The 14512-nt window shown below is 62.5% G+C and carries 9 protein-coding genes; 6 read left to right on the top strand and 3 right to left on the bottom strand.

Features of this window, described 5'->3' with window-relative positions; translation table 11 throughout:
- Nucleotides 1-16: 16 nt before the first annotated feature.
- From AC5YGJ_RS09580 to AC5YGJ_RS09555, 6 genes are all read left to right on the top strand, one after another.
- Entirely contained in the window at nucleotides 17-4480 is a 4464-nt protein-coding gene (locus AC5YGJ_RS09580) for a hypothetical protein (RefSeq protein WP_496186378.1), read from the top strand.
- A 53-nt stretch (nucleotides 4481-4533) separates the two neighbouring features.
- Nucleotides 4534-4797, top strand: coding sequence for a hypothetical protein (locus tag AC5YGJ_RS09575; RefSeq protein ID WP_496186377.1), 264 nt, complete (start codon nucleotides 4534-4536; stop codon nucleotides 4795-4797).
- The gene (locus tag AC5YGJ_RS09570) at nucleotides 4797-5495 is read left to right on the top strand and encodes a hypothetical protein (RefSeq protein ID WP_409461002.1); all 699 of its coding nucleotides are present in this window, start codon (nucleotides 4797-4799) and stop codon (nucleotides 5493-5495) included. The genes AC5YGJ_RS09575 and AC5YGJ_RS09570 overlap by 1 nt, the downstream gene beginning before the upstream one ends.
- Before the next feature lie 1182 nt (nucleotides 5496-6677).
- Complete coding sequence (locus AC5YGJ_RS09565; RefSeq protein ID WP_496186376.1) at nucleotides 6678-7178, top strand: hypothetical protein; 501 nt, start codon at nucleotides 6678-6680, stop codon at nucleotides 7176-7178.
- 87 nt (nucleotides 7179-7265) lie between these two features.
- A complete protein-coding gene (locus AC5YGJ_RS09560) occupies nucleotides 7266-7934 on the top strand; it encodes a hypothetical protein (protein ID WP_496186375.1) in 669 nt (222 codons plus the stop codon).
- 504 nt (nucleotides 7935-8438) lie between these two features.
- Nucleotides 8439-9725 (top strand): hypothetical protein, encoded by a 1287-nt coding sequence (locus AC5YGJ_RS09555; RefSeq protein ID WP_496186374.1) that lies wholly within the window; start codon nucleotides 8439-8441, stop codon nucleotides 9723-9725.
- A gap of 53 nt (nucleotides 9726-9778) precedes the next feature.
- On the opposite strand, the gene AC5YGJ_RS09550 is transcribed toward AC5YGJ_RS09555, so the two are convergent.
- The 3 genes from AC5YGJ_RS09550 to AC5YGJ_RS09540 all read right to left on the bottom strand — a co-directional run bounded on the left by AC5YGJ_RS09550 (nucleotide 9779) and on the right by AC5YGJ_RS09540 (nucleotide 14426).
- The gene (locus tag AC5YGJ_RS09550; RefSeq protein WP_496186373.1) at nucleotides 9779-10957 is read right to left on the bottom strand and encodes a tyrosine-type recombinase/integrase; all 1179 of its coding nucleotides are present in this window, start codon (nucleotides 10955-10957) and stop codon (nucleotides 9779-9781) included.
- 203 nt (nucleotides 10958-11160) lie between these two features.
- Nucleotides 11161-11544, bottom strand: a complete 384-nt coding sequence (locus AC5YGJ_RS09545; protein ID WP_496186372.1) for a DUF6713 family protein — start codon at nucleotides 11542-11544, stop codon at nucleotides 11161-11163.
- A 128-nt stretch (nucleotides 11545-11672) separates the two neighbouring features.
- The gene (locus tag AC5YGJ_RS09540; protein ID WP_496186487.1) at nucleotides 11673-14426 is read right to left on the bottom strand and encodes a UvrD-helicase domain-containing protein; all 2754 of its coding nucleotides are present in this window, start codon (nucleotides 14424-14426) and stop codon (nucleotides 11673-11675) included.
- Nucleotides 14427-14512 lie beyond the last annotated feature (86 nt).

Below are 14512 nucleotides of genomic sequence, written 5' to 3'. Positions count from 1 at the left end.
AAGGAAACTCACGCTGGTGGAAATCGGCGTGGGCGGGCTGCCGTCCGCGTCTCCGGTGGCGCCGCGGTTCTCTACATGGTTTCCGGTGCCGTTCAAGGCGCCGGATGTACCGCCGGCCAACGGGGTCAATCCCACCCCCGTTGCCGACGGCGTCGTCCTTGAATGGGATGCCGTCGATCTGGAGGGTGTGATCTACGTTATCTCGCGGAGCGAGAGCCAGAACGGGCCATGGCTGGAGATCCACCGCACCACCGAGACCCGCTACGTCTACAACGACGGGAGCGGGAACACCTGGTGGTTCCAGATCACCCCGACCGTGCGAGGAAAGACCGGAGCGGGGACCGTGGTGGGCGTCACCCCGCCGACCACGTCCACGGATCTCGCAGAGCAGCAGTCCAAGCTGGCTGCCGAGATCAGCGCTCGCATCCAGGCTATTGCAGATGAGGCGGCGGCGCGTGCCGCCGGGCTGGCGCAGGCGGCACAGGACCTGGTAGCCGAGGCACTGCTGCGGCAGCAGGGCGTGAGCGAAGCCCTGCAGGCAATCAGCGCAGAGGCCCAGGCTCGTATCGACGCGATCCTGAACGAGAAGCTGGCTCGCGAGGCGTCCATTTCCCGGGAGGAGCAGCTGCGGCAGAGTGCCGATGAGTCATTGGCGCGCGCTGTTTCGGAGGTGGCCGCCGGCAGCGGTACACAGTTCGACAGCATCAAGCTGTGGCCGTTCAATCAGACCGTAGAAGGGTGGACGGGCAATGGTGCCCCGACACTCGTGGATGGCTGGCTGCGGCCTGCCAACCATGCCTCTGCGCCGTGGGTACAGTCTCCGGTGGCGCTGGCCATTGATGGCAGCGCCTACCGTTTCGTCAAGCTGCGCGTGAAGAGGGTGGGCGCGCCGGCATGGGGTGGCTTCCTGCAGTGGATCACCACGACGGATCAGGCGTGGAACGCGCAGAAGCGTGCCGCTATCGCCGAGCCGGCGTGGGACGTGAACGGCGTAGCCACCGTTGATGTGCAGGACATTGCCTGGTGGCCGGCGACGGTTGACGCGATCCGCTTGCAGCTGGGCCCGGCGCAGACCGTGGCCGATTACTACCTGGTCGACTACATCGCGGTGGGGCGGCCTCAGCCCGGCGCCTCGGTGGCGCTGGTGCAGGAGGAGACGCAGGCCCGTATCACTGCCGACGCCGCCGAGGCTCTCCAGCGCAACACGCTGGCCGTTCAGATGCGAGGCAACTACACCGGAACGGATCCGCTGCAGCTGACTGCAGGGCTGGCCTACGAGGAGCTGAAGGCCCGTGTGGCTGCTGACCAGGCGCAGGTGCAGCGCATCAGCACGATGGAAGCCCGCATGCCGGCCGGAACCGGCTCGCTGGCAACCTCGGCCGCCGTTACGGGGCTGCAGGAGGCAACTGCCACCACGACCAACGCGCTGGCGCAGTCCATCACCAGCATCAACGTCTCGCTCCAGAACATTGGCGGGGACAACCTGCTGCCCAACAGCAGCTTCGAGGATCGGCCGAACGACACCTCTCCACCGACGTGGTGGGTGTGGGGCGGCAACGCGCCTTCGACCACACGCAGCTACGTCGACTCCGACCTGCCGGGTTCGGTGAAGGCGCTTCGCGTCGCGTCGGTGGCCACTGCCGCGGCGGGACAGTACATCGAGACGCGTACCCCGGATAAGGCCCTCAAGGTCTCCCCAGGGCAGAAGTACGTAGCCAGTGCCTTCGTTAGAAATGGCGGAGGCCCGGCGTCGCCCACGCTGATCATCTGGTTCCTCGATGCCAACGGGGCAACGATTGGAAGTGCTGCGCAGGATTTGTTCACCCACAATGAGAACACTTGGAGGCGCATCGTCAGCACGCCGCGCGCCGCGCCGGCAAACGCGGCATTTGCCCGCGTCTACTACCGCACGGTCCTGCCCAACAGCGGCGCTGCGATCACCGTCCAGATGGACTGGGACAACGTGCAGTTCCAGCAGGGTGAAGTGGCAACGCAGTGGGCGGCGAGCACCAATGAGCTGCAGGGCACGATCAACGCGACTGCTTCGGCGCTGTCAGGGATGACTTCAACCGTCACTCAGCTTGGATCGACCGTCGATTCCCAATCGTCGTTGATCACTGCTCTGCGCAACGATGTAACCGACGTGGGTGGCCGTACCAACGCTAACGCGGAGGCGTTGCAGCAGCTTGGCAATCGGGTCACGAGTGCTGAAGGCAGGATTGAGACCGTCAGTTCCAGCGTGACGAAGTTGAGCAGTCAGCTGGACGGGATCGGCGGCGACAATCTGCTGTCAAACAGCAGCTATGAGGTTTCGCCGACTGACACCAGTGTGCCGACGGGTTGGCAGACCGAAGGGACCATGACGGCCGTCAGCTACTCCTACGTCCCGTCGTCTCTTCCAGGTGGAGGCCGTGCGTTCCGCATCAGCGCTACCAGTACCGCGGTGGATCAGTACGTAGGTCTGGCAACGCCGAACGCGAGCGACAAGCGCGTTCCGATCCAAGGAGGACAGGACTACGTCCTTTCTACCTACCTGCGCGGTACGCAGGGGAACATTGCGCGCACGTATGTGCAGTGGATGAAGGTGGACGGAAGCGTCGCTGCCACGAGCACGATGCCGGACCTGGTCCTCACCTCCCAGTGGCAGCGCGCAGTGCTCACGATGAAGGCGCCGGCCGATGCCGTGACCGCGCGAGTGTTCGTTGGGCGCATGTTCGCGCGTGGTGCTCCCGGAGGTTGTGCCCTGGAACTCGACAACGTGATGTTGCAGAGGGGGCTGGTTGCGGGCGAGTACCGACCGAGTGGGCAGGAGGCCATCAGCGCAACGACCGCCAACTCGGCGGCAATTTCCAATCTGACCACACGCCTGACCTCGACGGAGGGGAGGATCGACGCGACGGCGCAGCAGATCACTGACCTGCGCTCGGGCCTCGCTGCGACGTTCAACCGGGGGGAGAATCTCAACACCAATGCGCTGTTCGACGGGTCTCTCTACCCGTGGCGCGTGGCGAACGCCAGCGCTACGAACGGGCTCGTTGAGTGGGTATCCGGCGGCGGACAGACAGGTAGTGCGGCCAGCATCACCAACAAGGTCGGATCAGCCGCTTCCCCGACTATCTACGCCAACGACGGTGCCTGGATACCGCTCAAGGTGGGGCGAAGCGGCAGAAGGCTGCGTAGCGTGATCGTGGCTCGGGCTGCCGCAGGCACGCCGACAATCACCGCACGTTGCCGGATACGCGGTAGCAGTGGCGAGGGCAGCAGTGATCAGACCATCACCACGCTTTCGGCGGCGTGGCAGCGCTTTGAACTGGAGCACCCCGTAGGCGACGACCGATCCGAAGTCATGTGCCAGGTATGGGTCGGTAAGGGGGCGGGCACCGCAGACGCGACGGTGTTGTTTGATCGCATCGAGTTCTACGATGTGACGGACGAGATCACCATCTCGGCCAACGCCTCGGCTCTCACCGCCTTGAGTGCCACTGTCACCCAGCAGGGAGGCAAGTTGGATGCGACTGCGGAGAATCTGGCCAGTCTCAAGACCCAGGTCGGGGACGTTAGTGCAGCTGGGTTCAACCAGCTCAAGGCGCAAGTTGTCCAGGATGGCCAGAACATTGAGACGAACGCCACTGCGATTCAGGGAGTGCGGACTTCACTGGATGGCAAGGCCGACGCGTCTGTTGTTCAGACCATGCGGGCCTCGCAGGCCGGTAGTGGCAACCTCCTGACCAATTCCGCCTTCCGGAGTGGTTCGGCCGGCTGGGCCATCACCTGGAATCCCGGTGGATGGAGCGGCTCCGTGTCCCCTGCGGGCGCCGACTGGGATCCGGAAGGCGGCAAGTCGATTGGCGGTACGCGCGCGGGTGCTCCTGGCAATGACCAGTGGTGCGTGTATGGGAATCAGCAGCGCATACCGATTGTCGCTGGAAAGTTCTATATCTTCTCGGCATACATGGCTGCGCATCGTGCCGGTGCTCACATCGGTCTCGGCTTCTACAACGCCGCAGGCACTCAGGTGGCGGCAATCTACTCGCAGCCTGTTACGGCACAGGGCGGCAGGTCGCTGGCGAGCTGGGCTCGTGGCTTCGTCATCATGCAGGCCCCGGCAGGCGCGGTGTTCGCCATGGTGGAGTTGTGGGGCGGGACGCAAGGGCAGACGGCGAACGATGGCTTTTTCTGGCACACGAACGTGATGCTTGAGGAGGCTAGGGAAGGTCAAACGCAGCCGTCGCCTTACTCGCCTGGCGGCTTGGAGTCTTCCGCCGAGTGGCGGGTGGATGTGCAGGCGGGAGCCAAGATTGGCGGGATCAAGCTGGGCGTCAATGGGCAGGTGAGCGCCTTCGACGTGCTCGCTGAAGTGTTCCGCGTTTCCTCTCCGTCCGGTGGCCGGCGCACCGAGTACAGCGACGGGCACTGGCGCTGCTACGACGAATACGGGGTTATGCGGGCGCGCTTCGGTGTCTGGGGAAACTCGGGTTGATTGGAATGGGGCGGCCTTGCGGGGTCGCCCCTCATCGGTTTGGAGGTATAGACATGCCCGCTGGATTTGAGGCATTCGGCCCGCAAGGGCAGCTTGAGGTTTCTGTCAACTCAAGGATGACGCGGCTTCTCGGGAGGGTCACTTCCTCGCAGAATGGCTCTACGCAGGACGCAGCGCTGGCGCAGGGGCAGCCCTTCTTCTTTCCGATCCTGGATCAGAACGGGTTGATGTACCCCAAAGAGTTCGGGCAGGTGACCTTCAGCGGAACCACGGTGTCTTGGGGATTTGAATCCGATTTCTACTATGGGACCTACTGATGGCAGAGGGCGGATTTGAGATCATCAACACCAACAATCACGTCATCATCGATTCGAGGTTCTTCAACTACGCGCTGATCAGCAAGCACACGTTGGTGTTTCAGAATGCCGGTGGACCGGTCACTGGCGGTTACGGGAATCAGGCGTTCTTGACCGTGCAGGGTGATGCACCAATAGTCGCCGCGCGCTGCGCACATCCATTCACGGTCTGCCGGGCCCGTCCGGTCGTCGGCGGATTCGAGTTTGGGTTCATCAGCCGGCACGGCGCCGGCGCGGCACCGGGCGACACGATTGAGGTGTTCGTCTTCGACCGACCGCATGCGACTGGCCTGTATGGCATGCAGACCTTTGATGCGCAGGGGCGGATCGTCTACGACTCGACGCGAAAGTACATGCGCGTGGCTGACTTCCGTACTACGCCAGGTGTGTCCCCCAGCGCACAGGTGCGGATTGCGGGTAGTGGCCAGTACGCCTATGCCGTCACGCGCCCGGCTTACCGATGGCATGGGGTTCAGGTCACGCCTACCGCACCTTGGCAATGGGCGTGCTCTGCCGGGTTCGTGTACTCCCGCGGCGACGGATACGACATTGAGAGCTGGAACAGCGGGGAGGGGACCTATGCCGCTTTCGGCCACCCCGCGCCAGTGGCGGTCGGCAACGGAATGGACGTGATGGTGGTGGACGTGAGCGGCCTGTAGGCGCCACTTCGTCCGACTACCGGCTTAGGCCAGTTGGTGCCCAGGTGCTATTAGCCCTTCCGCCGGTCACCACGCAGCTCTCAAGTTTCTGAGGCTTCTGCCGAGAACAGGACGAATGGGCTTGGAGAGTTGATCAACATGCGTAATGATGTTGTGGGTGGGCTGACTTTGGTGCTGATGGGGCTGGCCCTGGCCTGCATATGGGCAATTTCCCGGGCAGCAGGAGTGAGCATGGAGAGTGTGGGACAGTGCGTCCTTCGCCTCGTGCTGGTCACGATCCTGCTCGGCGCGGCATCGTGGATTACCTGGGGTATGGGGCGTGGTTTGCCATGGCCGTTCGCGTTCCCAGGGGTGTGGTGGGCTCTATGGCCTGCTGTCCAAGAGAAGGCGTCCCTTACCCCTGAGAGTTTCGTTGTTCGAGGTATGGCTGAGCAGTTCCTGTACTGGGGATCCCCATACTTTCTTTGGACCACCCTCGCGGTTGGATTGGTGCTTGCAGCTACGGCTTGGTGGTTGTGGATATGGGATAGGAACTGACCCGAGGTCTCTGCGTCCTCTTCTTGGTCGTTAGGGATCTCGTTGCGCTTTATGGCCGCCGTCCTCCGCAAGGGGCAGGCGGTGATCCAGGATCTAGGGCCGATATAGATCGTCGGGCGCCAGCCCTGCTAACGCCAAAATTCGATCCTTCCTCATCTGCTCGCCCCAGAGGAGCCACGCCTGGTCGGTGGTGAGCGTCCCCGTCACCTTGCAGGCTGGACAGGTGAGCTTTACACCATCCTCCACGTCCACAAGCCCCATGCCGCGGGACATACGCGATTCGTCCCCGCATGCGCCGCACTTAGCCTGAAGAGTCTCGACTCGCTCGATAGTCCCATTTAGGCGCAATAAAGGGCGGATCCGAAGGATCAGGAAAGCGGTCGGGGTTGTCATGTGTCGTGCCTGTGAGGGGCTAGACACGGGGGCAAAGGATTTCGCGCCTGAGAGGAGCCAGATGCGTTGACCATACAGCATGAATCGTTAAGAACTTCGTGCTGGACATATTCTCTTCGACGGATGCTTGGCCGGCAAGCAGCTCAACCCGGAGCGGATGAACTGCGCCACGCCAGTAGCCATCCCGAACGATTCAGACAGGTCGCCCTCTCGTTCGCAGGATCTGCGACGGCCGGTCGTATCCTTCCGGCCATGCTTCCCTCGCATGGCTACCAAGGCTTCCGCACACCACCGCCACCCTCTGGCTGGGTCCAGATGGGCGACGCTTGGGTGCTGTGGTGGAGTGGACGACAGATTGCCCAGGTCAGGTCGGCCAAGGACCGTGGCGTGCGTGTGCGCCTCGACGCCCGGAAGATGTGGCAGGCCAAGGATGAGCGCGCCGCCAGCATCGCCCAGGGCAAGCGCTACGCCGAACGCTGGTGCGCGGCTAGGCTATACCCGGAGATGCGTCTTCGCGCGGCTGTGGCCCGGCTGTTGGATACCACGCCATCCGACTCGATCGACCCGCTGCCCGGCCTACCGCCGACACCCGAGCAGAAGCAACAGGCCCGGCGGCTGGTAGAGGCCGGGGCCGGAGAGATCGCGCGGATCAGGGAAGCGCTTGAGCTGTGCCGCCCGCCGGCGGAGACCAAGCCCAGGGCGAGGGGTCCCATCAGGGCGTGGATCAGAGCGGGCAAGGCGACACTCAGTTGATGGGGGTAGATGAATGCACGGGCCTTCCATGTCATGGCTGCTTAACTTGTAAGCTTGGTCCAACCACTCCTCGGCGTACTCGATCCAATGGACTTGATACGACTTCTCCGATCCCTTGAGGAGTTTCTGTACGAGCTAGTTGGCTGGCTCGTGTTCTATCCCCGAACGCTTTGGCGTGTGCTGGTTCGGCCTGGCGAGGTCGCTAAGTACACTCGCCGGGAGTTCGCGAAGGATCAGGAGCAGCGCTTTGCGGACGCGATCAGCCCCGTCCTGATGTTGATTCTGTCTGTGGCGATAGCCCACGCCATTGAGATGGCGATGCGGATGGCTCCGCTGGCAGTCTCCGGCCCTGTCGGCAAGCTGCTCTTTGGCAGCGAGGAGGGCCTGCTGCTGACCAGGTCCGCCATCTTCTGCATCTATGCGCTGGGTGCGGCGCTGAGCACCCTATGGAGGCAGCGCCTCTCAGTGAATAGAGAGACGCTGAGGGAGCCTTTCTCCATTCAGGCCTTCATCGCCTGTCCCTTCGTCATCATGCTCGCCATTTCCCAGGCGGCGACATCGGCAGGGGCGGAGGGGTGGGAGCTTCTTGGGCCGTCGATTGGGGTCGCGGCAGTGGCGTGGTACTTGTGGGCTCGGACAAAGACATTCGTCGCGCTTAACGGAGGAGGGCATCTGCCAGCGTTTGGCTTCGTACTTGCCTCGTTTATGCTGACTTCAGCGCTGATCGTGGCATTGGTGTTGGCCATTGTCTCTTAGGGATAGCTACTCAGCAGCCACGCCGGCCGCCGGCGGTGAGCAAGACCAAGGCGAGGTCCCGACTAAGGCCAGAGTGAGAGCTGGGCAGATTGGCTGAGGCGGGCAAGAAGGAGCTGGAGCGGGTCAAGGAAGCGCTGGAGCCGCGCCTGGTGCCGCCAGTGAAGAGGGGTTGGACTAAGGATTCGACAGGTGCTCGGATGGGGCTCCGGTGGCAGTACAGCCGTTCATAGAAATCGAATGGCGCGCTGGGGCTTGAAACCCTTGCCGAGACCGATTGCCCGGTGCGATGCTACGGTCACCAACTGACAGCGATATAGCCGGCAGTTGGCGGTGATACAGGAGTATGGGATTTGAAGGATCATCAGGGGGATTTAAGTGCTTACTTTTAGAACGCAGTTTCCACTTCGCTCCGACGTGGAAATGGCTGATTTTATGAAATGCTGTAGGGAGTGGATCACTGGTAGTCCGTACACCCTGCTTAGTGGATTGAAAGACGCTGGTCCAGTGGGTATCCACGAGGTCGACGGTGAAAGGGCGGAATTTCTTGCCTCTGACGGTTCCGATTATCAGCTTGGGGGGGTGAGATACGAAAAGGCTGATAATGAGGGCATCCATTGGACGACTGAAGTGGTCGGCTGTAAATCTACTTCTGGCGAGTTCCTTGTTTCAGTTCAGCTTAGTGTCGACGCGGAAGTTCCTGTCGAAAAGCTGGATAAGGGCCGTCGGCCATATATTCTTAAGCTTTTAATGCAGAGGTTCTCGGGCGGGGAGGATGGCGGCCTTGTCGTCGACGATCTGCCTCTCTTCTTGTCTGAGGAGCAGCAGGACCTGGCGGCGGACATCATTTGCGCGCGCGCTGGAAGTGCGATGCCGGTTGTGTATGTCAGTAGACATGGGGATGGCAGCCTTTCCGTCGATCCCAAGCGTCTGGCGGAGTGGATATCGGCGATGGCACATGTGGTGGTCGAGCCCTCGCGTTCTTTTTCAACCGCACTCTCCAGAGAGGTTTTCGGTGAGAACCCATATGGTGGGGCGGTCGCTATCTATTGGCCTGATGGAATTGGACGCTGGCTCTATCTTCCCGATCGGTGGAAGGAGCCTGGCGAACTCCAGTCTGCGATTGCTCGCAAAGTGAGGAGTTCGCTGCTTTACCACCGCATTCGTCAGGAGTGCACTTGGATTCACCTTCAGCAGTGTGTAGCAAACGATAAGTTTGAAGAGGTGCGCAAGTCTGGCGCTGGCAGCCTTGACGAGTACATGGCACATTTCGATAGTGAAATTGCCGAGCAGCGCAAGAAAATGGCGGAGCAGGGCGAGGAAATACGGCGCTTGCAGGCTCGGCTGAGTTTGGGGAAGTTCTCGGGCTGGACTACGGAATCAGCAGCAGGCGATGTTGCGTCTACGATAGAGCTCGCTTCGTCTGAGCGCGATCTCTATCAGGGGGAGCAGCTCTCGGCAGTATTAGACGCGCTCCAGCACGCTGCCGATTCGGCGGAAGCCAACTCCCGCAGGCGCCATATATTGGCTGCGATAATTGAATCAAATCGCAATGAAGGTGAGCGGGATATTATTACTGCGAAACTCAAGGATATTTTGAGCCAGTATGAATCAATGAGTCCGGTTGTGCGCAGGGAGCTTGAGTCGCTTGGTTTTGAGGTTGATCAGGAGGGTAAACACTGTAAGATTATATTTAGAGGTGAAGAGCGTTTCCCGTTCATTCTCTCGAAGACGAGCAGTGATCATCGCACCGGCAAAAATGCATTTGCCCAGATTAAAAAGAAATTGTTCTAAATCTTAGCTGTTTAGGGAAGATCTTTCCGCTTGCGCGAGTTTGGCCTCGCCCTTCATCGGGCGAGGCTAACGGCATAGGCTGCCCACTTTTCCATCAGAATTCGCCGTTTCTCGAGCATAGTTCCGCGCTTGTAAGCGGCTTTTGCTTTGTCTCGGATCCTGTGTGCGAGGGCGGCTTCTGAAAGATCATCTGGGAAGTCTGTTGTTTCGCTGGCCCAGTCCTTGAAGGTCGATCTGAACCCATGAACCGTGATGTGGCCATAGCCCATGCGTTTCAGTAGGGCGAGCATGGCGTTCTCGCTGAGGTGATCATTGCTGAGGTCATTGGGGAACAGCAGATCCCGGTTCATGCGCGTCCGCGCGATCGCCAGCGCAGGCTTAGAAAGCGGAACCGTATGCTCCACCTTGGCCTTCATTCGGCCGCCCGGCACGGTCCACGTGCTGGCGGCCAGATCGACCTCCCCTGGCACGGCTCCCAGCGTCATCCCCGTCCGGGCCGCAGTGAGGATAGTGAACTCGAGGGCACGGGCAGCTTCGCCGTGCCTGGACCCCAGGGCGGCCATGAAAGAAGGGAGTTCGGCATAGGGGAGGGCGGCGAAGTTCTCCACCTTGGTCACCGCGGTGGGCTTCGGCAAGATCACCGCCAAGTGCCCGCGCCATCGCGCCGGATTCTCCCCGCTGCGCTTCTTCTGCACGGTCACGGCATCAAGCACAGCCTCCATTCGTTGCCGAACCCGGCTGGCAGTCTCCGTTTTGGTGGTCCAGATTGGCCGCAGCACGGCCAGGACATGCTCGGTCTCGATGCGATTCACCCGCAAGTCTCCAAGTACAGGCTTGGCATACGTCTCTAGCGTGCTGGTCCACTGACCGGCGTGCTTCGGATTGGTCCAGCCTGCTTCGCGCTCTGCGATGTATGCGGTCGCGGCCTCCCAGAACGTTGGGATGCTGGCCGTGGCCAGGGCCGCAGCGCGCCTGCCTGCGAGCGGGTCCTGACCGGACCGCACCATCTTCCTCGCGGCCCCTGCCGCCTCCCGCGCCTCGGCCAAGCCGATCACGTGCAGCGGGCCTAAGCCCATTTCCGGGCGCCTCCCCTCAAATCGATACCTGAACACCCAGCTCTTGGCACCAGACGCGGTCACCTGGAGGTATAGGCCGCCACCGTCCGGGTGGTAGCCTGGCTCGACGATCGTCGCCACCCGTCTCGCCGTCAGGCGATTGATCTTCAATCCCATTTCCTACCCATCCATGTACCCGCCCAGCGAGCGCGGCTTTCCGCGAAGGCGTACGAACCAGACCGGATGGTGAAACGTAGCTGGCGCAAAGGCTGAGACTGGTTTCACGAAGGCGCACGGAAGCTAGGGAACGCCCTAAATTCAGACACTCTCTCCGCCAGTCTTTGCAAAAGGCCCCTGCATGCAGGGGCGTTTTCGTTTCTTCAGTCCAAGCCCTCGACCTGCACGCGAGCCGTAGCACGGCGGCTTTGCACGAGCAGGCCGACACCGGCCACCAGGCATGCCGCCAGGGTTGCGACGGAGAGAGGAAGCAGGAACTCGTCACGGCCGGCCGCAGCGAAACCCACATGGATCATGGCGGTGCCGGCGCCCACTGCTCCGCACAGACGGGCATAGGCCCGCGCCGAGGGCTTGGCCAGCACCACCTGGCGGTAGCCATGCAGCAGCGCGCCGACGGCGATAAGGTTGAAAACCAGAAATCCCTGGACGCCGCCGGGAACACCGAACAGGGCCCACTCCTGCCAGAACGCGGCATCGATCTGGTGCAGGATCAACGCCAGCAGTGTTGCCAGATACCACCGTTCCATGGGGTCGTCCGTTTGAAAGTCGGCAAAGTCTAGCAGCCGGAATGGAGGGTCGATCTCCGGCGTGGGCGAAGCTCAGAATGATCGTGAGGCCAGTACACGCATCGCCACGAAGAGACAGAAAGAGGCACTCATGCGCGGCGGCCACCCTTGGGCTTGTTATGGCACAACGGATAGCTGGAGCACGATCTGAAAGCCCCATGCGGCCCATTCCGCTCCACGAACACCCCCACCTTGCATACCGGGCAGCGTTCCTCATTGATCGCCACACCCGAAAGGCTCGTCACTTCCACCACGCCGTCCTGCACCAGCTCATCCAGGAACGGCGAGTGCTTGCCCTGCAGGGTGAACATCGCCACCGAGCGCCGCGCACGCGTCAGCGCCACATAGAACAACCGTCGCTCCTCGCCCAGCGGGAAGGCATCGCCTTCGGGCATCGCCAGCGAAAGTACCGGATCATCGGAGCGCAGGCTCGGGAAGCCACGATTCACCATCCCCGGCAGAATCACGTAGTCGGCCTCGCGCCCCTTCGAACGATGCGCGGTCAGGAACTCGACCTCCATCGTGCTGCCAAACACGGTCTTCCAGTCCGCAGGCAAGGCACTGCGCTCATTCCGGTAGCGGCCCAGAATGAACACCGTCACGCGACCGGTGCGGCCGCGAGGCAATGCGCCGGACAGCAGTTGCTGGTGCAGCGTGGCCAGGTACTGGCGAACCCCGTCCTGCACTTCCTCACGGCGGGCCAGCTGGAACGCCTGCAGCACCGGGCCCACCGCCGGTGTCGCGGAGCGAACTGCCTTGGCCATCTGCGCTGGATTGCGGCGGATGAAGCGGCTGGAGACATCGCACAGCGCTTGCGGGCAGCGGAAGGTCTGTTCCAGCTTGAGTACCTGGCCTTGCCCCATCCACTCCTGAAACCCGGTCATCACTGAGACATCGGCACCGGCGAAGCGGTTGATCGACTGCCAGTCGTCGCCCACGGCAAACAGATGGCGGCCGGGTTGGCTGACCAACGCGCGGCAGAGGCGGGCACGGGCACGTGAGGCATCCTGGAATTCGTCGGCCATTACCAGCTCATAGGGTGACTCGTAGCGGCCCTGTTCCAGCAGCTCTGCGGCCATGTTGAGCATGTCTTCGAAGTCGATGCCGCGCTCGTCGGCCAGCGCGTTGTCCCAGGCCTGGAAGACCGGCCCGGCGATCTCCAGGAAACGCCGGTGCCGTTCCTTGAACTGGTCTTCGGGCATCTGCCGCAGGCGCCCGGCCATGTCCTCCAGCGTCAGGCAGTTGCTCTTGGCATGGGCGATGAACGTGCGCATCAGCCCGATCAGGTCAGCGTCCGGCATCGGCTTTGCGCCCTGTTCGGGAAGCGCGCGGTCCGGGTTCGGGTCCAGTTCGACATCAGACTCGCCAAGCGCCCGCGCCAGGTGCTGCAGCGCATGGCCGCTACGAAGGCCAAACGAGGTTGTTTCGACCAGTGAGGTGCCGCGCGCAGCATGTTGCTGGCGCTTCCAGTGCATGCCTTCACTGTAGTTGGCAAAGTGCTTCGGCGGCTGACCGTCGGCATCCAGCGCAAAGTGCTCGTGATACAGCGCGGCGTCGGGGTAATAGAAGTCCGGGCGATACTGGCGGTGGGTGTCGGTCGCGGTATCGAACTCGTAGCGCCGCTCGTAGTCGTAGGCCACGCCGTTGTAGAACAGCCAGTCGGCAATGACGCATTCTTCCAGACTCTTCACCCGCTCACCCTGCAGGGTGCGGATGTAGGGCATGCCATCGCGGTCGTAGCCGTCGGCCAGCATCTCGGCGCCGAACGGGGGAAGGTCGCGGCCGAACACCAGCCGGAACATGTCCCACTGGGTGCGGAAGTGGCTCGAACGGTCCTTCAGGTCGTCCACGAGTTCGGCGAGCTTGTTGAAGCCCAAGGTGGCGTCGATGGCCCATTCTGGAATGTCGGGCTTGCGACCGGTGGCCCTGGCGATGATGGCCAGGCCCAGCGCGTGGAAGGTCCGCGCTTCCACCACGGCGTCGGTCATGCCAAGCCGCTGGAACGCGCGCTGCGCACGCGCTTCCAGTTCCTCGGCTGCGTCCTTGTTGAAGGCGAGCATCAGCACGCGCTCGGGCTCGACGAAGCCGCGATCAATCGCGTAGGCGGCCTTGGCAACCAGGGTGGAGGTCTTGCCGGAGCCGGCCGAGGCCACCACCTGTACCCGGTTGTCGAAGCAGATGGCCGCGCGCGCCTGCTCTTCGGTCAGTGGCCTGCTCTCGACGTGGTCCAGCAGGTCCTTGGCCAGCACCAGCTCGCGCTGGGTCATGGCCTCGTTGGCCTCGGCCCAGGCAGCGGGCCAATCCCGATGCCAGTCATTGAGCGCTTCCAGCGCGGCCAGATGGCGGCTGGAGCGCAGGTCGTCGTGCACGTTCGCATCGAGAAACAGTCTCTCCAGCTCATCTGGGGAGAGTGGCAGAGCAGGCCGTTCAGCCAGCAGCGCCTGCTGCTGCTCGTGGGTGATCCAGCGGCGGCTGGCGTGACCCCGATCGGTCAGCGCGTCCGCCGCGCTCAGCCATGACTGGATCTGCTCCAGGATCTCCTCAAAGAGCGCCTTGCGCCCGCGCGTGGTGCGCGCAAAGAGCACGTTCTGGACAGCAGCCGAGAGGTGGGAAGCCTGGCGGTTCGGCAGGCCATCCACGGACAGCGTTTGGCCGTCCTCGGTCTGCAGCGCCACCTTGGCCCACAACACGCCCGGAAGCACCCGCACGCGCTGGTTGTGATCCACGCGCTGCGAGTACTGCCGGCCTCCAATCAGAAGCTCGACATGCTCGCCATCCAGCCGCAGTCGCCAGTCCGGCGAGCGGGTCACACGCTGGCCCCAGCCGGAGGGGCGCCATTCCATAGACATCCAGATACTGCCTTGCGTACGTCACTGGGCGTAAAGCGCCCTTACAGCCCCATAATAAGGGGGCTTGGTGCCGTGCGCAG

It is taken from the genome of Stenotrophomonas sp. CS3K5 (genome assembly GCF_059515225.1).
This window is presented reverse-complemented; position numbering and strand designations above follow the sequence as displayed.

What these genes read in the sequence shown, in the direction of transcription:
- AC5YGJ_RS09575 (WP_496186377.1), top strand. Translation starts at nt 4,534, where the DNA reads ATGCCCGCTGGATTTGAGGCATTCGGCCCGCAAGGGCAGCTTGAGGTT.
- AC5YGJ_RS09570 (WP_409461002.1), top strand. Translation starts at nt 4,797, where the DNA reads ATGGCAGAGGGCGGATTTGAGATCATCAACACCAACAATCACGTCATC.
- AC5YGJ_RS09565 (WP_496186376.1), top strand. Translation starts at nt 6,678, where the DNA reads ATGCTTCCCTCGCATGGCTACCAAGGCTTCCGCACACCACCGCCACCC.
- AC5YGJ_RS09560 (WP_496186375.1), top strand. Translation starts at nt 7,266, where the DNA reads ATGGACTTGATACGACTTCTCCGATCCCTTGAGGAGTTTCTGTACGAG.
- AC5YGJ_RS09550 (WP_496186373.1), bottom strand. Translation starts at nt 10,957, where the DNA reads ATGGGATTGAAGATCAATCGCCTGACGGCGAGACGGGTGGCGACGATC.
- AC5YGJ_RS09545 (WP_496186372.1), bottom strand. Translation starts at nt 11,544, where the DNA reads ATGGAACGGTGGTATCTGGCAACACTGCTGGCGTTGATCCTGCACCAG.
- AC5YGJ_RS09540 (WP_496186487.1), bottom strand. Translation starts at nt 14,426, where the DNA reads ATGGAATGGCGCCCCTCCGGCTGGGGCCAGCGTGTGACCCGCTCGCCG.